Annotated in this window: 23 protein-coding genes and 3 riboswitches; of the genes, 14 read left to right on the forward strand and 9 right to left on the reverse strand. The window is 65.9% G+C overall.

Going from position 1 to position 24,177, the window contains the following annotated elements; genetic code table 11:
• Positions 1-18: 18 nt before the first annotated feature.
• Positions 19-339: a YciI family protein gene (locus ISM_RS10405; RefSeq protein ID WP_009814118.1), complete on the forward strand. Its 321-nt coding sequence runs from the start codon at positions 19-21 to the stop codon at positions 337-339.
• 18 nt (positions 340-357) lie between these two features.
• Here ISM_RS10405 and ISM_RS10410 read toward each other — a convergent pair whose 3' ends face one another.
• Positions 358-981: a TetR/AcrR family transcriptional regulator gene (locus ISM_RS10410; protein ID WP_009814119.1), complete on the reverse strand. Its 624-nt coding sequence runs from the start codon at positions 979-981 to the stop codon at positions 358-360.
• Between the two features lie 140 nt (positions 982-1,121).
• Here ISM_RS10410 and ISM_RS10415 point away from each other — a divergent pair, with 140 nt between their 5' ends.
• On the forward strand, positions 1,122-3,167 hold the full coding sequence (locus ISM_RS10415; protein ID WP_009814120.1) for an NADH:flavin oxidoreductase: 2,046 nt from the start codon (positions 1,122-1,124) through the stop codon (positions 3,165-3,167).
• A gap of 6 nt (positions 3,168-3,173) precedes the next feature.
• Here ISM_RS10415 and ISM_RS10420 read toward each other — a convergent pair whose 3' ends face one another.
• The 5 genes from ISM_RS10420 to ISM_RS10440 form a co-directional block, all read right to left on the reverse strand.
• Positions 3,174-4,958, reverse strand: coding sequence for a sensor histidine kinase (locus tag ISM_RS10420; RefSeq protein ID WP_009814121.1), 1,785 nt, complete (start codon positions 4,956-4,958; stop codon positions 3,174-3,176).
• A 296-nt stretch (positions 4,959-5,254) separates the two neighbouring features.
• On the reverse strand, positions 5,255-6,475 hold the full coding sequence (eutH, locus tag ISM_RS10425) for an ethanolamine utilization protein EutH (protein ID WP_009814122.1): 1,221 nt from the start codon (positions 6,473-6,475) through the stop codon (positions 5,255-5,257).
• Between the two features lie 93 nt (positions 6,476-6,568).
• On the reverse strand, positions 6,569-7,393 hold the full coding sequence (locus tag ISM_RS10430; RefSeq protein WP_009814123.1) for an inositol monophosphatase family protein: 825 nt from the start codon (positions 7,391-7,393) through the stop codon (positions 6,569-6,571).
• A 100-nt stretch (positions 7,394-7,493) separates the two neighbouring features.
• Entirely contained in the window at positions 7,494-9,941 is a 2,448-nt protein-coding gene (locus ISM_RS10435) for a GcvT family protein (protein ID WP_009814124.1), read from the reverse strand.
• Between the two features lie 12 nt (positions 9,942-9,953).
• Complete coding sequence (locus ISM_RS10440; RefSeq protein WP_156783366.1) at positions 9,954-10,835, reverse strand: choline/ethanolamine kinase family protein; 882 nt, start codon at positions 10,833-10,835, stop codon at positions 9,954-9,956.
• 204 nt (positions 10,836-11,039) lie between these two features.
• Here ISM_RS10440 and ISM_RS10445 point away from each other — a divergent pair, with 204 nt between their 5' ends.
• The 4 genes from ISM_RS10445 to ISM_RS10460 all read left to right on the forward strand — a co-directional run bounded on the left by ISM_RS10445 (position 11,040) and on the right by ISM_RS10460 (position 15,222).
• Positions 11,040-11,819 (forward strand): DeoR/GlpR family DNA-binding transcription regulator, encoded by a 780-nt coding sequence (locus ISM_RS10445; protein WP_009814126.1) that lies wholly within the window; start codon positions 11,040-11,042, stop codon positions 11,817-11,819.
• A 36-nt stretch (positions 11,820-11,855) separates the two neighbouring features.
• Positions 11,856-11,970, forward strand: a riboswitch (TPP riboswitch).
• A gap of 36 nt (positions 11,971-12,006) precedes the next feature.
• Positions 12,007-12,993: a thiamine ABC transporter substrate binding subunit gene (gene thiB, locus ISM_RS10450; protein ID WP_009814127.1), complete on the forward strand. Its 987-nt coding sequence runs from the start codon at positions 12,007-12,009 to the stop codon at positions 12,991-12,993.
• Positions 12,969-14,549: an ABC transporter permease family protein gene (locus ISM_RS10455; protein ID WP_009814128.1), complete on the forward strand. Its 1,581-nt coding sequence runs from the start codon at positions 12,969-12,971 to the stop codon at positions 14,547-14,549. The genes thiB and ISM_RS10455 overlap by 25 nt, the downstream gene beginning before the upstream one ends.
• Positions 14,536-15,222, forward strand: coding sequence for a thiamine ABC transporter ATP-binding protein (locus tag ISM_RS10460; RefSeq protein WP_009814129.1), 687 nt, complete (start codon positions 14,536-14,538; stop codon positions 15,220-15,222). The genes ISM_RS10455 and ISM_RS10460 overlap by 14 nt, the downstream gene beginning before the upstream one ends.
• Positions 15,223-15,240: 18 nt before the next feature.
• On the opposite strand, the gene ISM_RS10465 is transcribed toward ISM_RS10460, so the two are convergent.
• From ISM_RS10465 to ISM_RS10475, 3 genes are all read right to left on the reverse strand, one after another.
• On the reverse strand, positions 15,241-15,450 hold the full coding sequence (locus ISM_RS10465) for a hypothetical protein (RefSeq protein WP_156783367.1): 210 nt from the start codon (positions 15,448-15,450) through the stop codon (positions 15,241-15,243).
• 97 nt (positions 15,451-15,547) lie between these two features.
• On the reverse strand, positions 15,548-15,997 hold the full coding sequence (locus ISM_RS10470) for a 6,7-dimethyl-8-ribityllumazine synthase (protein ID WP_009814131.1): 450 nt from the start codon (positions 15,995-15,997) through the stop codon (positions 15,548-15,550).
• A 77-nt stretch (positions 15,998-16,074) separates the two neighbouring features.
• A riboswitch (FMN riboswitch) is annotated at positions 16,075-16,222 on the reverse strand.
• Between the two features lie 37 nt (positions 16,223-16,259).
• Complete coding sequence (locus ISM_RS10475; protein WP_009814132.1) at positions 16,260-17,258, reverse strand: asparaginase; 999 nt, start codon at positions 17,256-17,258, stop codon at positions 16,260-16,262.
• Positions 17,259-17,509: 251 nt separating this feature from the next.
• On the opposite strand from ISM_RS10475, the gene ISM_RS10480 reads away from it, so the two are divergent.
• The 8 genes from ISM_RS10480 to thiD form a co-directional block, all read left to right on the forward strand.
• On the forward strand, positions 17,510-17,980 hold the full coding sequence (locus tag ISM_RS10480) for an invasion associated locus B family protein (RefSeq protein WP_040618464.1): 471 nt from the start codon (positions 17,510-17,512) through the stop codon (positions 17,978-17,980).
• A 107-nt stretch (positions 17,981-18,087) separates the two neighbouring features.
• Positions 18,088-18,208, forward strand: a riboswitch (TPP riboswitch).
• Between the two features lie 103 nt (positions 18,209-18,311).
• A complete protein-coding gene (gene thiC, locus ISM_RS10485; protein WP_009814134.1) occupies positions 18,312-20,132 on the forward strand; it encodes a phosphomethylpyrimidine synthase ThiC in 1,821 nt (606 codons plus the stop codon).
• The gene (locus ISM_RS10490) at positions 20,129-21,097 is read left to right on the forward strand and encodes an FAD-dependent oxidoreductase (protein ID WP_009814135.1); all 969 of its coding nucleotides are present in this window, start codon (positions 20,129-20,131) and stop codon (positions 21,095-21,097) included. The genes thiC and ISM_RS10490 overlap by 4 nt, the downstream gene beginning before the upstream one ends.
• The gene (thiS, locus tag ISM_RS10495; protein ID WP_009814136.1) at positions 21,066-21,263 is read left to right on the forward strand and encodes a sulfur carrier protein ThiS; all 198 of its coding nucleotides are present in this window, start codon (positions 21,066-21,068) and stop codon (positions 21,261-21,263) included. Before ISM_RS10490 ends, thiS begins: the two co-directional genes overlap by 32 nt.
• Before the next feature lies 1 nt (position 21,264).
• Positions 21,265-22,035 carry a thiazole synthase gene (locus ISM_RS10500; protein ID WP_009814137.1) on the forward strand — a complete coding sequence of 257 codons (771 nt, stop codon included), beginning with the start codon at positions 21,265-21,267 and terminating at the stop codon, positions 22,033-22,035.
• The gene (locus tag ISM_RS10505) at positions 22,035-22,646 is read left to right on the forward strand and encodes a thiamine phosphate synthase (RefSeq protein WP_009814138.1); all 612 of its coding nucleotides are present in this window, start codon (positions 22,035-22,037) and stop codon (positions 22,644-22,646) included. Before ISM_RS10500 ends, ISM_RS10505 begins: the two co-directional genes overlap by 1 nt.
• Positions 22,643-23,602 carry a HesA/MoeB/ThiF family protein gene (locus tag ISM_RS10510; protein WP_009814139.1) on the forward strand — a complete coding sequence of 320 codons (960 nt, stop codon included), beginning with the start codon at positions 22,643-22,645 and terminating at the stop codon, positions 23,600-23,602. The genes ISM_RS10505 and ISM_RS10510 overlap by 4 nt, the downstream gene beginning before the upstream one ends.
• A partial coding sequence (gene thiD / locus ISM_RS10515; protein ID WP_009814140.1) for a bifunctional hydroxymethylpyrimidine kinase/phosphomethylpyrimidine kinase occupies positions 23,599-24,177 on the forward strand: 579 nt, incomplete at its 3' end. The genes ISM_RS10510 and thiD, both read left to right, overlap by 4 nt.

Here is a 24,177-nt window from a genome sequence, read left to right on the forward strand (position 1 = left end):
TTGCAAGGAGATACGGTCATGCCGAAATTCATCTTCGCCTATCACGGGGGCAGCGCCCCCAATCCCGATGACGATGCCGAGATCGCCCGGATCATGGGCGCGTGGCAGGGGTGGCTCGAAGGGATGGGCGCGGCCTGTCTCGACATGGGCAACCCGGTGGGCCTGTCCAAGACGGTGACGGCGGACGGGCTGCGCGACGATGGCGGGGCCAACCCGCTTTCGGGCTATACGATTGTCGAGGCCGCCGACATGGCGGCGGCTTGTGATCTGGCGCAGGGCTGTCCGATCCTCGAAGGCGGCGCGGGCAGCGTCGAGGTGGCACCGATCGTAGAGATGTGAGTCGGGTTTAGGCCGGGGCTACGCCGGGGCGTGGCGGGCGAGAAACTCGGCCGCCTCCGCAGGCGTGGGCGGCGTGCCGGCGAAAAGCTCGACATAATGCTGAACCCGGGCGAGCCGTTCGGCGCGCGGCTCGGTGATGTCCATCGAGCTATAGCCGATCTGGGTCAGCATGACGGTGAGTGCCCGCACCTGAGCCTGTTCCGGCGCAAAGCCGTGGCGCAGGAAGAGGTCGCGCACCGCCCCGATGCGGCGGGTATCGGCGGCGGTGACCCGCGCCAGCAGGGCCGCATCATTGCGCGCCCAGTTGCGAATCGCGAGATCGAGCCGCCCGTCAAAGAGCGCCGGATCGAGCCAGCAATCCATCACATGAAACAGCGCCGCACAGAGGCTGTCGGCGGGTTTTTCGCATTGCGCCACCAGCGCGTCGGTGTTGCGGTTCTGCCAGCGTTCGATCATCGCCGCGTGCAGTTCGGCGAGATCCTTGAAGAACCAGTAAAAGCCGGTGCGCGTCAGGTTGAGCCGCTTGGCCAACGGCATGATTTTGACGGCCTCGATCCCCTCGGAGATCAGCATCTCATAGGCGGCGTCGAGCCAGAGGTCTTTGGAGCCGCGTTGACGCTGGCGGGGGGCGGGTCTGGTCATGGCGCCATGCTATAAGACTTGACACATATGTCAATTGTGGCGCAGGCTTTCTCCTGACACCTGTGTCAAGCCTGCCAGAACCCCAGATTTCCGAGCCCAGTTTCCCAGCCCCAGAACCCCCAGGTACCGAGACCCAGATCATGAGCACAGACCCCCTGCTTCAGCCCTATCAGCTCAAACATCTCACCTTGAAGAACCGGATCATGACCACCAGTCACGAACCGGCCTATCCCGAGGATGGGATGCCCAAGGACCGCTACCGCGCCTATCACGAGGAGCGGGCGCGGGCCGGGGTGGCGCTGGCGATGACGGCGGGATCGGCGGCGGTGTCAAAAGACAGCCCGCCGGTCTTCAACAATGTGCTCGCCTATAAGGACGAGGTGGTGCCGTGGATCCAGAACCTGACCGATGCCTGCCACGAACATGGCTGTGCGGTGATGATCCAGCTCACCCATCTGGGCCGTCGCACCACCTGGAACAAGGGCGATTGGCTGCCCTCCGTGTCGTCGAGCAAACATCGCGAACCGGCGCATCGCGCCTTTCCCAAGCTCATCGAGGATTGGGATATTGACCGGATCATCACGGACTTCGCCGATGCCGCCGAGCGGATGCAGGCGGGCGGCATGGATGGTATCGAATTGCAGGTCTACGGTCATCTTCTCGATCAGTTCTGGTCGCCGCTGACCAATGATCTGGTGGGGCCTTATGGGGCCGATACGCTCGAGAACCGGATGCGCTTTCCGCTCGATGTGCTGGCGGCGATCCGCAAGCGGGTGGGACATGAGTTCATCGTTGGTTTCCGCTATACGGCGGATGAGGCGCAAAAGGGCGGCATCACCCCGGAGGAGGGGCTCGAGATTTCCGAGAAGCTGGCGGCGACCGGGCAGCTCGATTTTCTCAACGTGATCCGGGGACGCATTCACACCGATCCGGCGATGACCGATGTGATCCCGGTGCAGGGGATGCCGAGTGCGCCGCATCTCGATTTCGCGGGCGAGGTGAAAAAGCGCACCGGGATGCCGACCTTTCACGCGGCGCGCATTCCCGATGTGGCGACCGCGCGCCATGCGGTCGAGGCGGGGCTCTTGGATATGGTGGGGATGACCCGTGCCCATATGGCCGATCCGCATGTGGTCAAGAAGATCATGGAAGGGCGCGAAGAGGATATCCGGCCTTGCGTCGGGGCCACCTATTGTCTCGACCGGATTTATCAGGCGGGCGAGGCGCTCTGTATTCACAACGCCGCCACCGGGCGCGAATTGTCGATGCCGCACACGATTGCGCCGGCCAAGACACGGCGCAAGATCGTCGTGGTCGGCGCCGGTCCGGCGGGGCTCGAGGCGGCGCGGGTGGCGGCGGAGCGCGGCCATGATGTCACCGTCTTTGAGGCGCAGCCCGATCCCGGCGGGCAGGTGCGGCTCACCGCGCAGAGCCCGCGCCGCCGCGAGATGATCTCGATCATCGATTGGCGGATGGCGCAATGCGCGGCGCGCGATGTGACGTTTCGCTTCAACACCTGGGCCGAGGCCGAGGATGTGACGGCGCTCGACCCGGATGTGGTGATCGTGGCCACCGGCGGGCTGCCCAATCTCGAGCTCTTCGAGACCGGGCAGGAGGCCGCGCATGTGGTCTCGGCCTGGGACATCATCGCGGGCGATGTGAAACCGGCGGGCCATATCCTCATCTATGATGAGAGCGGCGATCACCCGGCGCTGCAGGCGGCGGAGATCGCGGCCAAGGCGGGGGCCAAGGTCGAGGTGATGACGCCGGACCGCACCTTTGCCCCGGATATCATGGCGATGAACCTAGTGCCCTATATGCGGGCGCTGCAGGACAAGGATGTCACGTTTACCGTGGCGCGGCGGCTCTTGGGGGTGGACCGGTCGGGCAATCGGCTCACCGCCACCATCGGCACCGATTACAGCGATTTCAGCCGTGAGCAGAGCTATGATCAGGTGGTGGTGAACTATGGCACGCTGCCGCTCGATACGCTCTATTTCGATCTCAAGCCGCTGAGCCGCAATGGCGGGGCGGTGGATCACGAGGCGCTGGTCGCGGGGCGGCCGCAGGAGATCCTGCGCCATGAGGCGGGGGCGTTTCAGCTTTTCCGGATCGGCGATGCGGTGTCGGCCCGCAACACCCATGCGGCGATTTACGACGCGCTGCGGCTGGTCAAGGATCTCTGAGCCGGGTCAGGCGGCGAGCGGCAGATCGATGTGAAAGACGGTGCCCTGGCCGAGCACGCTCTCGTAGGAGATCGCGCCGCCCATCCGTTCGATCAGCACCTTGGCGATATGCATGCCGAGCCCCGAGCCGCCATGGGTCGGGGTCAGGTCGCTTTCGATCTGGTGGAAGCGGCCGAACACGCGGTCCTCGGATTTGGCCGGGATGCCGATGCCGCTGTCGCGGACCGAGAGGCGGAGCGCCTCGGGTTTGAGCTGCACCGAGAGATCGACATGGGCGCCCTCGGGGGAGAACTTGATCGCGTTGGAGATCACATTGCCGACCACCTGCCGCACCCGGTTGGGATCGACATGGACCTGCTGGCCGATCTTGTCGGAGACGATGGTGAGCCGCACCTTGGCCTGATCCGCCTGACCGGCATGTTCCTCGAGCAGATTGGCGAGAAGTTCATCCATGTCGAGCGCCACCGGGTGCAGGCGCAGCGTGTTGAGATCGAGCTTTTGCAGGTCGAGCACGTCGTCGATGAGTTTGAGCATCCGCATGCTGTTGCGCTGGGCGATGTTGAGAAGCTTGCGGATGGGTTCGCTCGGCTCGCCGGGAAAGCCGTTGAGCGCCAGATCGAGCCCGCCCTTGACCGAGGTCATCGGGGTGCGCAGCTCGTGGCTGATCATGGCGATGAATTGCGATTTGGCGTGATTGGCGGCCTCGGCCCGCACCAGCGCCTCGCGCAGGGCCTGGGCCGAGTGTTCGCGTTCGGTGATATCGACGAGTGAAATGGTCCAGCCGAGCAGGTTGCGGCGGGTGCGAATGGGGCTCTCGATGGGCAGGATGCGGGGTTCGAATATGCGATCGGCGAGCGGCACCGGCGCGCCGCGTGCGGTGCTCTGATCGCGGTCGAGCGTGTTGAGGATCGGGGCGAGGGCGAGCAGGCTGCGCAGCGAGCCGCCGGGTTTCGGCAGCAGCGGGCCAAAGATCTCGGTCGCGGCGGGATTGGCGCCGGTAAAGCGGAACTCGGAATCGGTGATCAGCACCGGGTCGCTGGTGGCATAGAAGATCAGGCTGCGGCCCTGCGCCTCGGTGTCCATCATCGTGTTGTTGGTCAAAAGCCAGCTGAAGGCGAGCAGCGCGGCGGTGAACATGAACGGCGTCGGATCAAAGCCGAACACCGTGAAACCCCAGACGATATAGGCGAAATTCGCGCTGAGCGGTGCTGCGGTGATGACCAGCAGCACGCCGAGAAAGGGCCGGATCGCCACGGTGGCGCGGTGGAAGGCATAGAGCAGCACACCGAGCGAGCTCAGCACAAAGACATAGAGCCCGGCCGCCACCGCATAGAAGAGCGGCCCGTGATCGAATACCACATAAGGATGCGCCGCGTCTTCGACCAGATAGGTGGCCTCGGTGTAGAGCATATGGGTCTGGCCATTGGTGAGCGCCACGAGGCTCACCACGAGCGGCACGCCGATATAGGTATAGGGGCGGCGGCGTTTGCTGTGGCGGTCGGGGTTGAGCGTGTAGTCAAAGAGGAAAAAGGCCCAGGCAATCGGCAAGAGCGCGATACCGGGCCAGGCGGCGAGCGACCAGGCGACCTTGCAGTCGAGCCCGACAGAGGCGAAATCCGCCGCCACGGTGAAGAGCCACCAGAGCATCGCGGCAAAGGTCAGGATAAAGGCGGGTTTGCCGGCAAAACGATGCGACCGGGCGACCCAGATCAGCACCAGACCCGAGACCGCCCAGAGGGCCAGCACCGAGAGCGATACGGTGGAGACGTCGAAATTGGTCAGGCAGCTCATGCGCTCATCTTTGTAAAACTCTTTGTCGTCTTTTGGGCGGGGCCGCCCGTCTCAAGGCGGCCCGGTGCCGGTGGTTCGGTTTCTCGCACGCAACAATGGGACAATTTTCAATTGAAAGCAGGGACCTACGTGGCCCTGATTTGGCCGCAGCCTAGCCGAAACTTTGGTGGGTGTGGATGTAAATTAGCCACGCTGCGAGATATTTGCGAAAAAAACGGGCAGGGACCCGTGTCACGAAAAACGCCCCCACAGCGGACTGCGGGGGCGAGAGGCCTGTCGGCACGGGGAGAGCCGGATCAGGCGGGTTGGGGATCTGCCAAGGCGGGCTCTTCCGCCTCAAGCTCGAGCGCCTTGGGCACCGAGAGCCAGAGCGCGATGACAAAGCCGCAGATGCCGCCGCCGAGCTTGCCCAGCAAGAGCGGCAGGATGATCGACGGTTGGAAATTCGCGGCAAAGGCCAGATGGTCGCCAAAGGAGAAGGCGGCACAGACGCAGAACGCGATGGCCAGCACCTTGTCGCGGGCCGGCATGTCGCCGATCAGCCGATACATGGCGAGCACATTGGCCGCCGCCGCCAGCAGACCCGCCGCGCCCCGGGGCGAGACGCCGATGGCATGGCCCATGGCCTGCATCGGACCGGCGAGATATTTGGTGATCAGGTAGACCATCGGGAAGGCCCCGGCGAGCATGATGCCGATATAGCCCGCGATCTCGAGGGCGCGGAACTGATCGGCCTCGTCGGCGATGATCGGGTCAAAGCCCCAGCCGCCGAGCACATTGGTGAAGAGCCCAGTGAAATATTCCACGATGGAAAACACCAGCACCAGCGTGATGCCCGCATACATGATCTTGCCGAACCACAAAAAGCCCCGGATCATCGCATTGGGCGCAAAGCGCAGGCCAAGCGCGATGGCGACACAGAAGATCGCCAGCGGCGCGAGGTTGCGCAGGATCGAGCCCATCCCGAGGGCGAGCGACAGGGTGGCGTCGCCGCTCGCGGCAATATCGGGGCGCACCTGCACATCGCCAACCATGATCAGCATGGCCGAGATGAACACGCCCAGAGGCACGCTCAGGATGCCCGACATGATGCCGAGCGCCATATATTTGTGATCGGATTTCTTGAGCATGGCGAGCCCGACCGGGATCGAAAAGATGATCGTGGCCCCCGCCATATAGCCCACCAGCGAGGCGATGATCCACGCTTCACGGCTCTGCGCCAGCACATCGGCGAGCTGATAGCCGCCCATGTCGATGGCGATGATGGTGGTGGCGGCGATGGCCGGGTCCGCGCCGATCAGCATGAAGAGCGGGCCGACCACGGCGCTGACGAATTCCGACAGATAGGGGATCGCGGCCATGATCCCGGCCACCGGCACGAAGATCGGGCCGATGGAGTAGAGCCCTTCTTGGAATTCCTTGCCGAGACCGCTTTCGGGGTTTCGGATATAGGCGAATGCGCCGAGCACGGCGCAGGCCATGATGATGTAGATGATTACCGTCCCTATCATTTCCATAGGTCTGTCTCCATGTTGCAAAATGATGCGGCCGCTTGATCGGCCTTGTCGTCATTTGGATCGGGCCGGGGCGTACCCCGGACCGGTCAGGTCTTATCCGCCGGGGCGTGGTGCCGGGGCGGGGTGATCTTTCAGGATGTCGAGCACCTCTTCGTGCAATTCGGGCGTGGCGGCCGAGACGACCGGGCCTTCGTAATCGAGCCCCGGGGTGCGGCCCTGCCAATCGGTGAGCACGCCGCCCGCGCCGGTCACCACCGGGCGCAGGGCGAGGAAATCATAGGGTTTGAGATCATAGTCGATGACCACATCCACATGCCCCGCCGCCAAAAGCGCGTGGGGGTAGCAATCATAGCCAAAGCGCCGGGTGCGGCCCAACCGCAGGAGCTTTTGAAAGAGCGCGGGATGATGCGTGGCGATCTTGTCGCCCTCGTTGATATAGACCGTGGCGAGGCCGAGCATCGTCTGATTGGAGGCGCGGATCGGTTTGCCATTGCAGCTCGCCCCGCCATCGCGCAGGCCGAGGTAGGTCTCGCCCAGCATCGGCATGCCGATGAGCCCGAGCTGTGGCACGCCTTGGTCGAGATGGGCGAGCAGAAAGCCAAAGAGCGGATGGCCCGAGATGAACGACCGCGTGCCGTCGATCGGGTCGATGACCCAGATCCGGCCGCGATCCGCGCCTTCGATCCCGTGCTCTTCGCCGACGATGCCGTGATCGGGATAGCGCGCCGTGATCCGGTCGCGCACCAATGTCTCGATCGCGCGGTCGGCCTGGGTGACGGGGCTTTCATCCGCTTTGAATTCCACCCCGATGGGGCGGCGAAAGAACCGTTTGGCCGTCTCTGCCGCCTCTGCCGCGAGGGCGAGGCAGAATTCGGTGGGGATGCTTGTATCGTCGGATTTGGTCTTGGCTGTGGTCATGCGGGGCTCCGGTATAGATGCGCCCGGAACCACCTTCCGGGCGCCCCAATGGCGCGGGCGGAGAGAGGCCCGCGCCAGTCAGGATCTGTTTGGGTCGGGCTCATGCCTTGACCCGTGTCATGGCGGGATCGTAGAGCGGCGTCATATGGACCTCGCAGGCCACCCGTTCGGTGCCGACCTCGAGCTCATAGCTGCCGCTTTCGACGAAATCGCGGGTGACGCCATCGGGGTGGCGCACATAGCCATAGCCGATGGATTTACCGACCGTGTAGCCATAGCCGCCGCTGGTGAGCCAGCCGACCCGCTCGCCATTGCGATAGATCGTCTCGCGCCCCAGGAGCACCACCTCTTGATCGGTGGTGAAACAGGCCATGAGCTTTTTCACGCCACCCTCTTTCTGGGCCTTGGCCGCGGCGCGCCCCTTGAAGGGGATGTCCTTGCGCAGCTTGACCGCCCAGCCGAGACCGGCCTCGAACGGCGTGTGATCCGGCCCGATGTCCGAGCCCCAGGCGCGATAGCCCTTTTCGAGCCGCAGCGAGTCAATCGCGCGGTAGCCCGCGTTGATCAGCCCGTGATCGGCCCCCGCCGCCATCAGCGCCTCATAGACCGTGGTGGCAAATTCGACCGGCAGGTGCAGCTCCCAGCCGAGCTCGCCCACGTATGTGACGCGCAGCGCATCGACGCGGCAGCCGGCGATGCCGATGGGTTTGAGCGTGCCAAAGGGGAAGGCCTCGTTGCTCACATCCTCCGAGGTCACCGCCGCGAGAATGTCGCGCGATTTCGGCCCCATCAGCGACAGCACCGCGCGGGACGAGGTGATGTCGAAGAGCTGACAGTTGAGACCCTCGGGGATGTTGCGGCGGATCCAGTCGAAATCATGGGTGGCAAAGCCGGTGCCGGTGACGATGTAGAACTCGTCCCGCGCCACCCGGCCGACGGTCAGATCGCATTCGATGCCGCCGTGATCGTTGAGCATCTGGGTGTAGGTGAGCGTGCCGACCGGCTTGTCCACGTCATTGGCGGCGATCCAGTTGAGCGCCTCGACGGCATCCGGGCCTTTGAGGGCGAATTTGGCAAAAGAGCTCTGGTCAAAGAGCACTGCCGCCTCGCGCGCGGCGCGGTGTTCGCACCCGACCGCGTCGAACCAGTTCTGACGCCCGAAGGTGTAGATGTCGCGCGGCTCTTCGCCCTGTGAGGCATCTGCGAACCAATTGGGTCGCTCCCAGCCGAGCTTTTCGCCGAAACACGCCCCCTGTGCCGCCAGCCGGTCATAGAGCGGCGATTTGCGGCAGGGCCGGCCCGAGCGGTTTTCCTCATGCGGCCAGCCCATCGTGTAATGCTTGGCATAGGCCTCGATGGTGCGGGTGCGGACCCAATCGGTGTCGAAATGCGGCGCGCCGAAGCGGCGGATGTCGGCGGACCAGAGGTCGAACGGCGGCTCGCCCTTGTGGACCCATTCCGCCAGCGCCATGCCCGCGCCGCCCCCGGCGGCGATGCCAAAGGCGTTGAACCCGGCACCGACATAGAAATTCCGCAGCTCGGGCGCTTCGCCGATGATGAAATTGCCATCGGGGGTAAAGCTCTCGGGGCCGTTGGTCAGCGTCTTGATCCCGGCGCTTTCCAACGCCGGCACCCGGCCGAGCGCCAGCTCCATCAGCTGTTCGAAATGGTCGAAATTGCTGTCGAGCAGGGAGTAGTGAAAGCCCTTGGGGATGCCGGTCTTGGCCCAGGGGATCGGGTTCGGCTCGTAGCCGCCCATCACCAGACCGCCGACCTCTTCCTTGTAATAGGTGAGCCGGTCGGGATCGCGCAGGGTCGGCAGATCGGAGGTCACGCCCTCGATCGCCTCGGTGACCATATATTGGTGCTCCATCGGCACCAGCGGCACGTTGACGCCGAACCGCGCGGCGAAATCGCGGGTCCATTGCCCGGCGCAGCAGATCACCTTTTCGCATTCGATGCGGCCCTGATCGGTGATCACGGCGCGGATGCGGCCATCCTCGATCTCGATATCGGTGACCTTGGTGTCCTCAAAGATCGACGCCCCCGCCATGCGCGCGCCCTTGGCCAGCGCCTGAGTGATGTCCGAGGGGTTGGCCTGACCGTCGGTCGGCATATAGGCCGCGCCCACCACGTCATCGACATTCATCAAGGGCCAGAGCTTTTGCGCCTCCGACGGCGTCAGAAGCTCCATCTCGAGGCCGAAACTATGGGCGGTGGTGGCCTGACGCTTGACCTCGGTCCAGCGCTCTTCGTTACAGGCGAGGCGCAGGCCGCCGTTCATCTTCCAGCCGGTGCCGAGCCCGGTCTCTTCCTCGATCTTGTTGTAGAGATCGACGGAATAGCCCAGCAGCTGGGTGATATTGGCGTTGGAGCGCAGCTGGCCGACAAGACCCGCCGCGTGAAAGGTCGTGCCCGAGGTCAGTTTCTTGCGTTCGAGCAGCACCGTATCGGTCCAGCCCAGCTTGGCCAGGTGATAGGCGGTCGAAACGCCGACGATGCCGCCGCCGATGATCACGGCCTTGGCTGAGGTTGGCAGGTCAGTCATCCAGTAGGGTCCTTACATAGTCAGGAAATCGGTATGGGATTGCCGGAAGGCGGCGAGGTTATCGGCGGTGTAGGCGGCGTAGTCGAAATCGAGCTCGGAGGTGAGTTCCGACACCATGCTCCACATGGTTTCGCGCAGGAGCGAGGCGCATTTCATCGCCGCATAGCGGTGCAGCAGATCGCCGGTGACGGGGGCCTCGAAATAGTGTTCGAGACAGGCCACTTCCTGCGCCTCCGAGAGGCCGTTGTTCGACGCCAGACCGCCGAGATCGAAGAGCGGGCTGTTGAACCCTGCGTAATCGTAGTCGATGAGCCAGAGCCGCGTGCCATCGTCGAGCAGATTGGCCGCCAGCAGATCGTTATGGCCAAAGACCATGTCGAAAGGCCCCGCCGCCTCTTCGAGGCTGTTGCCGAGCGACACCAGCTCGTCGATCAGGGGCCCGTGCGGGCTCTGCCGTTCGGCCAGCGTCGCGCCATAGTCGCGGATCACATGAAACACCCAGAAGATGAGCGCCGGGCCGCGCAGATGTTTCGGCGCGTCGCGGTGGCAGCGTTTCACCAGATCGATGATGCGCGGCAGCATCTCGGGCGCGCGCACATCCTCGGCGGTGAGCGTATGGCTGTCGACGAAATCGAGCACGGTGACCGAGGGCTCGGCATATTTCACCGCCGGGGCGACGCCCGCCGCATAGGCCGCGTGCATGGCGCTCAGCTCGTTGAAGCGCATCACGTGATGTTCGGGAATGTCCGAGCCCACCCGCACCGCATAGCGGCCCGCCGCATCCTCGGCGAGGTAGTTGAGATTGGTGATCCCACCTTCGAGCGGCGACAGCGTCACCTCGCCCGTCCAGCAGGGCAGCGCCATGATGCGACGCATACGTTCTTGTTGGTTCAAACCAGCCTCCCATGTTGCAAAATGTTGGGTTTTCGCCGCAACACCGCAAGTCTCCCGGGAAAACCGTGCAATACGACTCGGGCACCTGTCAATAAAAACCACAGTTTGCCACATCATTTAATTTTCCAGCGGTTTGGATTTGGCATTTTGTGGCAAACTGCCTAGTCTGGCCTCCCCGATCCTAGTGAAATGGCCCGATCCCGTATGAGTAGCCTCGCGAAAACCACAAATCAGCGCGAAGAAGAAATCCTCACCGAGCTGCGCCGCGCCGGTGGCTCCTGCCGGGTGAGCTTTCTCGCCGAGCGGCTTGGCGTGTCCAATGAGACGATCCGGCGCAATATCCGCTCGCTCGAGGACAATGAGGTGGTGCGCAAGGTGCATGGCGGTGTGCATCTGGTGCATCGGCTCAACGAGGCGCCGTTTCAGAACCGGATGGACACCCAGGCCGAAATCAAGACCCGGCTCGCGGCGCGGGTCGCCGCGACGATCAGCGATGGCGATTCGGTGTTTCTCGATGTGGGATCGACCACCGCCTATGTGGCGATGGCGCTGCGCAGCCACAAGAACCTCTATGTGGTGACCAATTCGATCTTTGTGGCGCAGACGCTGGCAACCCGGAACGGCAACCGGGTGTTTCTCGCGGGCGGCGAGCTGCGGTCGCATGACGGCGGCGCGTTTGGGGCCGAGGCGATTGACCTGGTGGGGCGGTTCAACACCCAGTTCGCGGTGTTTTCCATCGGCGCGGTGAATGCCGAAATGGGCTTTATGCTGCATGATTTCGAAGAGGCGAATATCGCCCGCATCGCCGCCCAGAACGCGCAGGTGCGCATCGTGGTGACCGTGGCCGAGAAATTTGGCAAGCGCGCGCCCGTGGTGCTCGACCATGCCGACCGGTTCGACATTCTGGTGTCGGACGAGGCCCCGCCCGAGGACATCGCCCGGATGATCCAGTCGCGCGGCATCGAGCTCTTGCTCGCGGAGTGAGCGGCCTTGCAACCCGGGGCGGCGGGCTTTAGTTTTCTGGAGACCTCGGGGTGTTCCTGTGGGCCGCTGGCCCGTGCGAACTGAGACGCTGTGCGAACCCGTTGAACCTGAACCGGCTAGAACCGGCGGAGGGAAGGATTGCACGACATTGCCTCTCCTTGTCCCTCGCGCCGCCAAGGAGAGTGCCATGAAGAAGATTGCAATTGCGCTGGGATGTCTGGGCGGGGCGCTGCCGGGGGCGGTGATCGCCGACACGCCCGAGCTCACCGTTTATACCTATGACAGTTTCGTCTCGGACTGGGGTCCGGGGCCCAAGATCGAGGCGGCGTTCGAGGAAAGCTGTGGCTGCGATCTCAACCTCGTGGGGATCGAGGATGGCGCGGCGCTGTTGGCGCGGGTGCGGCTCGAAGGGGCGCATTCCGAGGCGGATGTGGTGCTTGGCATCGACACCAACCTGATGGCGGCGGCGGCGGAGACCGGGCTTTTTGCGCCGCATGAGGTGAGCGCCGAATATGACCTGCCGATTGCCTGGGAGGATGCCAGTTTCCTGCCCTATGACTGGGGCTATTTCGCCTTTGTCCATAACGAGGGCTTTGCCGCACCGGGGGATTTCCGCGCGCTGGCAGAAAGCGACACCAAGATCGTCATCCAAGACCCGCGCAGCTCGACCCCCGGTCTTGGTCTGCTCTATTGGGTCAAATCGGCCTATGGCGACGAGGCCCCGGCGATCTGGCAGGGGCTGTCGGACAATATCGTGACCGTCACCAAGGGCTGGTCCGAGGCCTATGGTCTCTTTCTCGAGGGCGAGGCGGATATGGTGCTGAGCTATACCACGTCGCCCGCCTATCACCTGATTGCCGAAGAGGACGCCAGCAAAGCGGCGGCGCTCTTTGACGAGGGCCATTACATGCAGGTCGAAGTGGCCGGCATGCTCAAGGGCAGCGATCAGCCCGATCTCGCCCGCCAGTTCCTCGCCTTCATGGTGTCGGACGCGGCGCAGTCGATCCTGCCCACCACCAATTGGATGTACCCGGCGGTGACCCCCGAGGCCGGTCTGCCCAAAGGGTTCGAGACGCTGACCCAGCCGGAAAAGGCGCTGTTCTACACGGCAGACGAGGCCGAGGCGCTGCGCAAGCCCGCGCTGGATGAATGGCTGACCGCGCTCAGCCGGTAAGCGGCACGCCGGGTCTCGTCGCCGCGTTTGGCGTGGCGGCGGTGATCCTTGGCACATTGCTCACCGTGGCGCTGCGGGCCGAGGGCGGCGCGGGGCTTTTCGGGCCTGCGGACTGGTCGGCGCTGCGCTTTACCCTGCTGCAAGCAAGCCTGTCGGCGCTGCTCAGCGTCGGGCTGGCGGTGCCGGTCGCCCGCGCCCTGGCGCGGCGGCGGTTTCGCGGGCGGGCGGCGCTCATCGGGTTGATGGGCGCGCCCTTTATCCTGCCGGTGATCGTCGGGGTGCTGGGGCTGGTGACGGTCTTTGGCCGGGGCGGCTGGATCAGTCAGATCCTGGGCCAGTTCGGCCTGCCCCCGCTGAGCATCTACGGGCTGCATGGGGTCGTTCTGGCGCATGTGTTCTTCAACCTGCCACTGGCGACGCGGCTCATCCTGCAGGGCTGGCAGGAGGTGCCGGGCGAGCGGTTCCGCCTCGCCGCGCAGCTCGGCATCGAGGGCTGGTCGATGTGGCGGCTGATAGAGCTGCCGATGCTGATGCGGGTGGTGCCTGGCGCGCTGGCGGTGGTCTTTGCCCTCTGCCTCACCAGTTTCGCGGTGGCGCTGACGCTGGGCGGCGGACCGAGGGCGACCACGATCGAACTGGCGATCTATCAGGCCTTTACCTTCGATTTTGACCTCGGGCGTGCGGCGCTCTTGTCGCTGGTGCAGCTGGTGCTCACCGGGGTGACCGCCTGGGTGGCGCTGCGGCTCGGCAGTGGCGAAGGCTTTGGTGCGGGGCTCGACCGGGCGATCCGGCGCTGGGACGGGCAGGGGGCGCTGCGCCGTGGGCTCGACGCGGGCTGGATCGGGCTGGCGGCGCTCTTTCTGCTGCTGCCGCTGAGCGCAGTCGTCCTTGCCGGGCTGGCCGGGATGATCGGTCTGCCGGGGCAGGTCTGGCGCTCGGCGGCGATCTCGCTCGCCGTGGCGGGGGCGAGCACGGTGCTGGTGCTGATCGTGGCGCTGCCGATGGCCATCGCGGCGGCGCGGGGCGGCCGGGGGCGCGGCGGCATACTTGCCCGTATGGTCGAGCTCTCGGGACTTCTGGGCCTGGCCGCCTCGCCGCTGGTGATCGGCACCGGGCTTTTCATCCTGATGCGGCCGCTGACCGATCCGATTGCCATGGCGCTGCCGGTGACGGCGCTGGTCAATGCGCTGATGGCGCTGCCCTTTGCGCTGCGCATCCTCGGGCCACGGGCGCGCGATGTGCTGGCGGGCGAGGGGCGGCTCGGGCTGAGCCTTGGGCTCACCGGCGGGCGGTTTGTGCGGCTGGTGCTCTGGCCCCGGATGCGGCCGCAGATCGGCTTTGCCGCAGGGCTCACCGCGGCGCTGTCGATGGGCGATCTCGGGGTGATTGCGCTCTTTGCCGATCCCGACACCGCGACGCTGCCCTTGCAGATCTATCGCCTCATGGGCGCCTATCGGATGGAGAGCGCGGCGGGGGCGGCGCTCTTGCTGCTCCTGCTGTCGCTGGCGCTGTTTTACATCATCGACCGGGGAGGGCGGTATCATGCTGAAGCTTGAGAGCTGTGTCATCGACAATGACGGGTTTCGCCTCGCCGCTGACTGGGCGCTGGCGCCGGGACGGCTGGTGGCGGTGATCGGCCCGTCGGGCGGTGGCAAGACGACGCTGCTCGAGGCGGTGGCGGGGTTCGTGCCGCTGGCCGAGGGGCGCATCACATGGCAGGGCCGCGACATCAGCGCCGCCGCCCCCGATGCGCGCCCTGTGGCGATGCTTTTTCAGGATGGCAATCTCTTCCCGCATCTGAGCGTGGCGCAGAACGCCGGGCTGGGCCTTGGGCCATCGCTCGCCCATGCGGGCGAGGCGGCGGTGGCCGAGGCGCTGGCGCGGGTGGGGCTCGACGGGTTTGGCGGGCGCAAACCTGCGGCGCTCTCGGGCGGGCAGCGGGCGCGGGTGGCGCTGGCGCGGGTGCTGCTGCAGCGCCGGGCGCTTCTCTTGCTGGACGAGCCCTTTGCCGCGCTTGGGCCGGCACTTCGGGCCGAGATGCTCGACATGGTGGCCGAGCTCGCGCGTGAGACCGGCGCGAGCCTGTTGATGGTGAGCCATGATCCGGGCGACGCCCAGCGCATCGCTGATGAGGTGGTGGTGGTCAGCGATGGCGTGGCCCATGCCCCGCGCGAGACCGGGCCGCTCTTTGCCGACCCGCCCGCCAATCTGCGTGCCTATCTGGGGTAAGGCCCAGAGCGTCAGAGCCTAGCCTTTTTCGCAGCCGATCCCGTCATTGTCGCGGTCCAGCCCGTAGATGTCGCGCCCCACGACGCGCACCGGGCCTTGGACATAGGCGGGGCCGTTGCCCGACCCACCGGCGCAATCCACGTCCGAGGCAATCGGCACGCAGGCCCCTGAATAATTGGGGTCGCAATCCGCGGCGGCGGCAGGTTGCGGCAAAAACGCCAAGCTCATAATCCAGAAATATCTTTTCATGTGACGATCCACGTTAACGAAATATTAACATTCGTTAACGTGGGGTCAGCTTGGCGTTTCTACAAGAGGGTGTGGATCAGGCCGCCGCCACCGCCGGGCGCAGCGCGGCGCGGGTCTCGGTGATCTTGAGCGCGGCGCGGGCGGCCTCGCGGCCTTTTTCGACGAAATGCGCGCGGTAGATCGCGTTGTGGTGATCCGTTTCCTGATAGTGATGCGGGGTGAGCGACACCGAGAGCACCGGCACGCCGCTGTCAAAGCCCGCGCGCATCAGCCCATCGACCACGGCTTGCGCCACGAAATCATGGCGGTAGATGCCGCCATCGACGACAAAGGCGGCGGCGGCCACGGCGGCATAGCGCCCGGTCTGGGCGAGGTCGCGGGCCAGCAGCGGCATCTCGAACGCGCCCGGCACGTCATAGACGTCGATCTGATCCATCGGGATTAGCTCGGCAAAACCGTCGAGCGCGCGGTCGACGATATCGGAATGCCAGTTGGCCTTGATAAAGGCGTAGCGGGGAAGTGTCATATCGGGGTCTCCTTTCACATTTGACACGTCACCCAGAGCATCAAACGAAAGGAGGCAGGGCCGCCTAGCCCCTATCCTGTCGCTCTCTTCCATCCGGACTATGACCGTCGGCCCCGGAATTGCACCGGGTCTGCTGACACCCCGGAGAACCGGGGCCGCTCGCGGGCTTCGGGGGCTGGCCCCGTTACCGCCGGTGGGGAGTTTCGCCCCGCCCTGAGAGTGCCGCCAAACTGGCGCGTTCCGGGGCGGGGCGCAAGCGCAATCAGCTCAGCAGGCGCGCATCCGGGCGGATCATGCCCGTCGTCACCCCGCGCCAATTGCGGATGGGCGCGTTCATATAGCGTTTGGCGGTCGGGTGATCGGCCGAGAGCACGCCAAGACGCACCAAAAGCGCGGTGATCGCGCATTCCGACGCGCGGGTCGCACCATCGGTGACCTTGAGCGCCACGCCAAGCCCGCGCTTGGGCAGGATCGCGATAAAGAACCCTTCGGCCCCGGTCTTGAGCGCCACCGGCTCGGAACAGGCGCGCATCAGCTCGGTGCAAGCGCGGGTTTCCCCGGCGACAAGCTCGGGATGGGCGACCATCGCCTGCCAGAGCCGCACCATCGCCGTCTGCCGGGCATCCGCGCCCTCGGAGGCGGCGGCGAACTGGGCCATGGCGCGCGCCATGCCATGCAGGGTGCAGGCGTGGTTCGGCGCGGAACAGCCGTCGATGCCGAAACCGGGGCTCGTCTCGCCGGTGACCTCTTCAAAGGCCTGCAGACAGGCCTGCTGCACCGGGTGGGCGGGGTCGATATACTCGGGCCCCGCGCCGAGATGCTGGGCAAGGGTGAGAAAGCCCGCATGTTTGCCCGAGCAATTGTTATGCGCCTGACAGGGCGTGCCATTGGCGCGCAGCATCGCGTCGCGCTCGGGCTCGCCCATGGGGATCTGAACGCCACAGCGGAAATCATCGTCACCGAGCCCGAGATCGGCGAGCCAGCGCTGCACCCGCTCGACATGGATCGGCGCGCCGGAATGCGAGGCACAGCTCAGCGCCAGCCGCTCGGTTGACAGCCCCGCCGCCTCCGCCGCACCGCTTTCCACCAGCGGCAGCGCCTGCAGCATCTTGGCCGAACTGCGCGGCAGGATGAGCGTCGCGGGATCGCCCCAGGCTTCGCGGATGTTGCCATTGGCGTCGCAGATGACCGCATGGCCGGAATGCAGGCTCTCGGCCAAGGGGCCACGCCAGATTTCAACAAGGGGATGGGGTTGCGTCATGTTACCTCCGGGGGGCCGCGCCATGTGCGGGATTTCGCCAATTCGACCTTTCGTTTCTGGCCTGTTTCAGGCTAATGTTGCAATGTCGAGCAGGAATTGACCGTATAGCCCGGAAACCGGGGCGTGATAAAGCGGACGGTCATGAAATTGAGGTAAAGGGACAGTCTGGAGGCTGGACGAACATGGTATTTACGCAAATTCGCGGAGCACTCACCGGGGTTGTGGCGGCAGCGGCGCTGACGGGCGCGGCCATGCCCGCAGCGGCACAGGAAAGCACCAACCAAGTGGCGGCCAACACCGCCTGGAGTGTCTTCGAAGACAAGAACCCCAAGGAATGCTGGGCCGTCTCGGCGCCGACCGAAACGGTCAACACGCGCGACGGGCGGGTTGTGGCGGTGCGCCGCGGCTCGATCCTGTTGATGACCTTCTTCCGCCCCGATGCGGGTGTGGCGGGGCAGGTGGCCTTTACCGGCGGCTATCCTTTCGCCGGTGGCTCGACGGTGGAAATCGACGTCGATGGCACCTCCTTCGATCTCTTCACCGAGGGCGAATGGGCCTGGCCCGCGAGCAAGGCCGACGACGCCAAGATCATCGCCGCGATGAAGGCCGGATCGAACGCCACGCTCACCGCACGGTCGAGCCGCGGCACCCAGACCAAGGACACGTTTTCGCTCTCGGGCTATACCGCCGCGATGGGCGAGGCCGAAAAGCGCTGCAAGTAAGCCGCTGATTTCAGGAGATATTTCAGGGCGGCCCGGGGCAACCTCGGGCCGTTTTGCGTGGCACAGGGCCTGCCCCCTTGTCAGCGCAGGTGATTCCCACTACCACTGATTGCACGCAGGGGGGTCCCGCCCAGGGGACTGAGAGGCTGACAGTGCAGATGCACGGTGACGCGACCCTTTGAACCTGACCCAGTTGATACTGGCGTAGGAAGCTAGGTGCGCTCACTGGCCCGATGGGGCGAACTGCGCGATCCGACAAAGGGGAAGTCCCCCTGCTCCCAGCCAAACGTCTTCTGGTGTCCTTCAGAGTACTGGCTTGAGGAGCACCAAAATGAACGTACCCAATCCCAAGATCACCACGGGCGCCTTGCCCGCCTCGCGCAAAATCTATGTCGCAGGCGAGATCCACAAGGATATCCGCGTGCCGATGCGCGAAATCTCGGTCCACCCGACCGCGGGCGAGCCGCCGCTGCCGGTCTATGACAGCTCGGGCCCCTATACCGATCCCGATGTGCTCACCGATATCCGTCAGGGTCTGGCGCCGCTGCGCCGCGACTGGATCGTCGCCCGGGGCGATGTCGAGGAATATGAGGGCCGCGAGGTCAAGCCCGAGGACAATGGCTTTGTCCAGGGCGACCGTCTGACGCCGGAATTCCCGGTGCGCCCGAAACCCCTGCGCGCCAAGGATGGCGTCGCCGTGACCCAGCTCGCCTATGCCCGCGCCGGTATCGTCACGCCCGAGATGGAATATATCGCCATCCGCGAGAACCAGCTCCGCGAAGCCGTCAAGGAAGAGCGCGACGGCCATGATTGGGGCGCCAATATCCCCGATTACGTGACGCCCGAGTTTGTCCGCGACGAGGTCGCCGCAGGCCGCGCCATCATCCCCGCCAATATCAACCACCCTGAGCTCGAGCCGATGATCATCGGCCGCAACTTCCTGGTGAAGATCAACGCCAATATGGGCACCAGCGCGGTCTCCTCCTCGATGGAGGAAGAGGTGGATAAACTGGTCTGGTCGATCCGCTGGGGTGCCGACACGGTGATGGATCTCTCGACCGGTCGCAACATCCACAACACCCGCGAATGGATCGTCCGCAACAGCCCGGTGCCGATCGGCACGGTGCCGATCTATCAGGCGCTGGAAAAGGTAAACGGCATCGCCGAGGACCTGACCTGGGAAGTGTTCCGCGACACGCTCATCGAACAGGCCGAACAGGGCGTCGATTACTTCACCATCCACGCCGGTGTCCGTCTGCATATGGTGCCGATGACCGCCAAACGCGTGACCGGCATCGTGTCGCGCGGCGGCTCGATCATGGCGAAATGGTGCCTGCATCACCACAAGGAAAGCTTCCTCTACGATCATTTCGACGAGATCTGCGACATCTGCCGCAAATACGATGTCAGCTTCTCGCTGGGCGACGGTCTGCGCCCCGGCTCGATCGCCGATGCCAATGACGAGGCGCAATTTGCCGAGCTGGAAACGCTGGGCGAGCTGACCAAGATCGCCTGGGCCAAGGATTGTCAGGTGATGATCGAAGGGCCGGGCCATGTCGCCATGCACAAGATCAAGGAGAACATGGACAAGCAGCTCGAATGTTGCCACGAGGCGCCGTTCTACACGCTTGGGCCGCTCACCACGGATATCGCGCCGGGCTATGACCATATCACCTCCGGCATTGGCGCGGCGATGATCGGCTGGTTCGGCTGTGCCATGCTCTGCTATGTGACGCCCAAGGAACACCTCGGCCTGCCCGACCGCGACGACGTGAAAACCGGCGTGATCACCTACAAGATCGCGGCCCATGCCGCCGACCTGGCCAAGGGTCTGCCGGGGGCACAGCGCCGGGACGATGCGCTGAGCCGCGCCCGGTTCGAATTCCGCTGGGAGGATCAGTTCAACCTCGCGCTCGATCCCGAAACCGCACGCGATTTCCACGATCAGACCCTGCCGAAAGAGGCGCATAAAGTGGCGCATTTCTGCTCCATGTGCGGGCCGAAATTCTGCTCGATGCGGATCAGCCATGACATCCGCGCCGAGGCCCAGAAGGAAGGGATGGAGGCGATGGCCGCCAAGTTCCGCGAAGGGGGCGAGCTCTATGTGCCCGCGCCCGAGGCGTCGGATGCCAAGGCGGAGCCTGCGGAATGATCACCATCCGGGGGGCCGGCCTCGCCGGCCTCACCACAGCCCTGGTGCTCTTGCGCCGGGGCGCGGCGGTCACGCTCTATGACCGCGCCGAGAGGATCGGCGCGGCCAGTGTGGCCCGCTTTGCCGGCGGCATGCTGGCGCCTTGGTGCGAGGCCGAGAGCGCCGAGCCAGAGGTGCTTGACCTCGGCCGCGAGGCGCTCGACTTCTGGGGCGAGGTGACGCCGGTGACGCAGCGCGGCACCCTGGTGCTCGCCGCCGGGCGCGACCGCGCCGATCTCACCCAATTCGCCCGCCGCAGCACGGGCCATGAGACGCTGGACGAGACGCGGGTTGCCGCGCTCGAACCGGCGCTGGCGGGGCGGTTTCGTCACGGGCTCTTCTTTGCGCAAGAGGCCCATCTCGACCCGCGTCGGGCGCTTCTCGATCTCGCGGCGCAGGTGACCGGCCTTGGCGGCACGCTCTGTCTGGGCGAGACCGGGCCGGAGCGCGTCGATCTCGACTGTACCGGCATGGCGGCGCCCTTGCCGCGGCTGCGCCCGGTGCGCGGCGAGATGGCGATCCTGCGCTGCCCGGATGTCGAGATCAGCCGCACCCTGCGGCTCTTGCATCCGCGCGCGCCGCTCTATCTCGTGCCGCGCGGCGCGGGGCTCTACATGATCGGCGCGACCAGCGTCGAGAGCTCGTCCACCCGCCCGCCGAGCCTGCGCTCGCTCGCCGATCTTCTCGGCGCGGCCTATGCGGTGCATCCGGGCTTTGCCGAGGCCAGCGTCGAGGAAATCGGCGCGGGGCTGCGCCCGGCCTTTGCCGACAACCTGCCGCAGCTTATCCACCGCGACGGCACGCTCTATCTCAACGGGCTCTACCGTCACGGATTTCTGCTCGCCCCGGCCATGGCCCGGCGGGCGGCACGCAACTTGCTGGGAGACACAGAAGATGAAACTGATCGTCAACGCCTGCCCGCGTGACATAGAGGGCAAGACGCTCGGCGCGGCGCTGGCCGAGCTTGGCTTTGAGGCGCAGGCCACGGCCACCGCGCTCAACGGTGTCTTTGTCCCCCGCGAGGCGCGGGCGGGCACGCAGCTCAACGATGGCGACCGGCTCGAAGTGCTGGCGCCGATGCAGGGAGGCTGAGATGCTGACGCTTTATGGAAAGACCCTGACCTCGCGGCTCATGCTGGGCACCGCGCAATACCCGTCGCCGAAGATCCTGACCGAGGCCATCGCCGCCTCGGGCACCGAAGTGATCACCGTCAGCCTGCGGCGCGAGACGGCAGAGGGCAGCGGCGCAGGGTTCTGGGACATCCTGCGCGAAAGCGGCGCGCATATCCTGCCCAACACCGCCGGCTGCCATAGCGCCCAGGAGGCGGTGACCACCGCCCGCATGGCGCGCGAGCTTTTCGGCACCAACTGGATCAAGCTCGAGGTGATCGGCGACAGCGACACCTTGCAGCCGGATGTCTTTGGCCTCGTCGAGGCGGCGGAAATCCTCTGTGCCGATGGGTTCGAGGTCTTTCCCTATACCACCGATGATCTGGTCGTCGGCGCGCGACTGGTGGCGGCGGGCTGCCGGGTGCTGATGCCTTGGGGCGCGCCCATCGGGTCGGGGCAGGGGCTGCGCAACCCCGAGGCGCTGCGCACCATGCGGGCGCATTTCCCCGACATCCCGCTGGTGGTGGATGCGGGGATCGGGCGGCCCTCGGATGCCTGCGCCGCGATGGAGCTCGGGATGGATGCGGTGCTTTTGAACACGGCGGTGGCGCGGGCTGGCGATCCGGTCACCATGGCGCGGGCCATGGCGGGCGCGATCGAGGCAGGCCGCGCCGGGTTCGAGGCAAACCCGATGGAACGGCGTGACATGGCGGTGCCCTCGACACCGCTTCTGGGACTGGCGGAGTTGGCATGATGGATCGTTTCTACCTGATCGTGAGCGATGTGCTCTGGCTGCGGGCGCTGGTGCCCCTGGGCGTGCGGCTCGTGCAGCTGCGCATCAAGGACCGCGACGCGGCGGAGACCCGCGCCCAGATCCGCGCCGCCCGCGAGGTCTGCGCCGCCCATAATTGTCAGCTGGTGGTCAATGATTACTGGCAGATCGCGCTCGAAGAGGGCTGTGATTTCGTCCATCTCGGCCAAGAGGACATGGACAGCGCCGATTTCACCGCGCTGCGCCGGGCGGGTGTCCGCTTTGGCCTGTCGACCCATGACGAGACGGAACTTGACCGCGCCCTCGACAAGGGTCCGGCCTATGTGGCGCTCGGCCCGGTCTATCCGACCCTGTTGAAAAAGATGAAATGGGGGCCGCAGGGGCTCGACCGGGTGCGCGACTGGAAGGCGCGGGCGGGCAAGGTGCCGCTGGTGGCGATTGGCGGGCTGACGCCGGAACGGCTGCCCGGTGTCTTTGCCGCCGGGGCCGACAGCGCGGCGGTGGTGACCGATATCCAGCGCGCCGCCGACCCGTTGGCGCGCACCGCCGAATGGATCGCGGCCTGCGACGCCGCCGACCTGACCCCGGCATGAGCCGCCACGCCCGCCAGGAAATGATCATCGGCGCCGCCGCCCAGGCGCGGCTGGCGGCGTCGCATGTGCTGATGATCGGCGCGGGCGGGCTTGGCGTGCCGGTGCTGCAATATCTCGCCGGGGCGGGCATCGGGCGGATCACCCTGCTCGATCCTGATCATGTGGAGGAAAGCAACCTGCACCGTCAGGTGCTCTACCGCATGGATGACATCGGCGCGCCCAAAGCCGAGGCCGCCGCCCGCCATCTGCGCGCGCTCGCGCCCGCGCTCGACATCACCGCCGAGCTGGCCACCCTGACGCCGTCGCGCGCGCCGGATCTGGTGGCGGGGGCCGATCTGGTGGTCGACGGGGCCGACAGTTTCGCGGTCTCCTATATCCTCTCGGACGCCTGTCTTGCGGCGGGCACACCTCTGGTCAGCGGCTCGGTTCTCGGCGCGCGCGGCTATGCCGGGATGTATTGCGGCGACGCCCCGAGCCTGCGGGCGGTCTTTCCCGATCTGCCACAGACCGCCGCCACCTGTGCCACCGCGGGCGTGCTCGGCCCGGTGGTCGGCATGACCGGCACGCTCTGCGCGCAATTGGCGCTCGCCCATCTCGCCGGGCAAGAGCCGCGCCCCGCCGGGCGGCTCGTCACCCTCGACATGGAGAGCTATGCGCCCAGCAGTTTCAGCTTTCTCGGCGCGCCGGAACCCAACCAGCGTTGGCCCTTCATCGACGCGGGTCTCCTGCGCGACGGCGATCAGATGGTCGAGCTGCGCCCCGAGGCTGAGGCCCCCACGCCCTTCGTGCCACAGGCCCGCCGCGCCCGGCCCGAGGCGGTGACAGAGCTGGCGCTCGATCCCGCCCGCCGGGTGGTGCTCGGCTGTCAGACCGGGCTCCGCTCCTGGCGCGCGGCGCGGGCTCTGGCCGAAGCGGGGCGCTATGACATCGCGCTTTGCGCCGCGGTGGCGGCATGAGCGCGATCCTCACCATCGGCGGCACCGACAGCAGCGGCGGCGCGGGCCTCACCCGCGATGCGCAGGTGGCCCGTGATCTTGGCCTCACGCCGCGCCCGGTGGTCACCGCCGTCACCGCCCAGACCGATGCGGGCGTCGTCGCCATCCATCCGGTGCCGCCCGCGATGATCGCCGAACAGATCGCCGCCGCCTTGGCCACCGGCCCGGTGGGCGCGGTCAAGATCGGCATGTTGGGCAGCCTTGAGGCCGCCGAGGCGGTGGCGCAGGCGCTGGCAGACTGTCCCGCCCCCCGCGTCCTCGACCCGGTGCTGAAGGCCAGCTCTGGTGGCGCGCTCGGCGGGCCAGAGATGCTGCGCCCGCTCTTGCCCGGTCTCACACTGCTGACCCCGAACCTCGCCGAGGCGGCAGAGCTCAGCGGTGGGGCTGAGGCCCACACCGACACCCACCGCGAGATGCAGGGCGCCGGGATCCTCGGGCTCGGGGTGCAAGCGGTGCTGATCAAGGGCGGTCACGGCGCGGGCGATGAGAGCATCGACTATCTCTATGGCGCGGGCGATCCGCGCAGCTATGCCGCG

The sequence above is a fragment of the Roseovarius nubinhibens ISM genome (assembly GCF_000152625.1).
Taxonomy (GTDB): domain Bacteria; phylum Pseudomonadota; class Alphaproteobacteria; order Rhodobacterales; family Rhodobacteraceae; genus Roseovarius; species Roseovarius nubinhibens.

Bases quoted from the DNA above. Each gene is read 5' to 3' on its own strand.
- ISM_RS10405 (WP_009814118.1), top strand. From the start codon at position 19: ATGCCGAAATTCATCTTCGCCTATCACGGGGGCAGCGCCCCCAATCCC.
- ISM_RS10410 (WP_009814119.1), bottom strand. From the start codon at position 981: ATGACCAGACCCGCCCCCCGCCAGCGTCAACGCGGCTCCAAAGACCTC.
- ISM_RS10415 (WP_009814120.1), top strand. From the start codon at position 1,122: ATGAGCACAGACCCCCTGCTTCAGCCCTATCAGCTCAAACATCTCACC.
- ISM_RS10420 (WP_009814121.1), bottom strand. From the start codon at position 4,958: ATGAGCTGCCTGACCAATTTCGACGTCTCCACCGTATCGCTCTCGGTG.
- eutH (WP_009814122.1), bottom strand. From the start codon at position 6,475: ATGGAAATGATAGGGACGGTAATCATCTACATCATCATGGCCTGCGCC.
- ISM_RS10430 (WP_009814123.1), bottom strand. From the start codon at position 7,393: ATGACCACAGCCAAGACCAAATCCGACGATACAAGCATCCCCACCGAA.
- ISM_RS10435 (WP_009814124.1), bottom strand. From the start codon at position 9,941: ATGACTGACCTGCCAACCTCAGCCAAGGCCGTGATCATCGGCGGCGGC.
- ISM_RS10445 (WP_009814126.1), top strand. From the start codon at position 11,040: ATGAGTAGCCTCGCGAAAACCACAAATCAGCGCGAAGAAGAAATCCTC.
- thiB (WP_009814127.1), top strand. From the start codon at position 12,007: ATGAAGAAGATTGCAATTGCGCTGGGATGTCTGGGCGGGGCGCTGCCG.
- ISM_RS10455 (WP_009814128.1), top strand. From the start codon at position 12,969: ATGGCTGACCGCGCTCAGCCGGTAAGCGGCACGCCGGGTCTCGTCGCC.
- ISM_RS10460 (WP_009814129.1), top strand. From the start codon at position 14,536: ATGCTGAAGCTTGAGAGCTGTGTCATCGACAATGACGGGTTTCGCCTC.
- ISM_RS10465 (WP_156783367.1), bottom strand. From the start codon at position 15,450: ATGAGCTTGGCGTTTTTGCCGCAACCTGCCGCCGCCGCGGATTGCGAC.
- ISM_RS10470 (WP_009814131.1), bottom strand. From the start codon at position 15,997: ATGACACTTCCCCGCTACGCCTTTATCAAGGCCAACTGGCATTCCGAT.
- ISM_RS10475 (WP_009814132.1), bottom strand. From the start codon at position 17,258: ATGACGCAACCCCATCCCCTTGTTGAAATCTGGCGTGGCCCCTTGGCC.
- ISM_RS10480 (WP_040618464.1), top strand. From the start codon at position 17,510: ATGCCCGCAGCGGCACAGGAAAGCACCAACCAAGTGGCGGCCAACACC.
- thiC (WP_009814134.1), top strand. From the start codon at position 18,312: ATGAACGTACCCAATCCCAAGATCACCACGGGCGCCTTGCCCGCCTCG.
- ISM_RS10490 (WP_009814135.1), top strand. From the start codon at position 20,129: ATGATCACCATCCGGGGGGCCGGCCTCGCCGGCCTCACCACAGCCCTG.
- thiS (WP_009814136.1), top strand. From the start codon at position 21,066: ATGAAACTGATCGTCAACGCCTGCCCGCGTGACATAGAGGGCAAGACG.
- ISM_RS10500 (WP_009814137.1), top strand. From the start codon at position 21,265: ATGCTGACGCTTTATGGAAAGACCCTGACCTCGCGGCTCATGCTGGGC.
- ISM_RS10505 (WP_009814138.1), top strand. From the start codon at position 22,035: ATGGATCGTTTCTACCTGATCGTGAGCGATGTGCTCTGGCTGCGGGCG.
- ISM_RS10510 (WP_009814139.1), top strand. From the start codon at position 22,643: ATGAGCCGCCACGCCCGCCAGGAAATGATCATCGGCGCCGCCGCCCAG.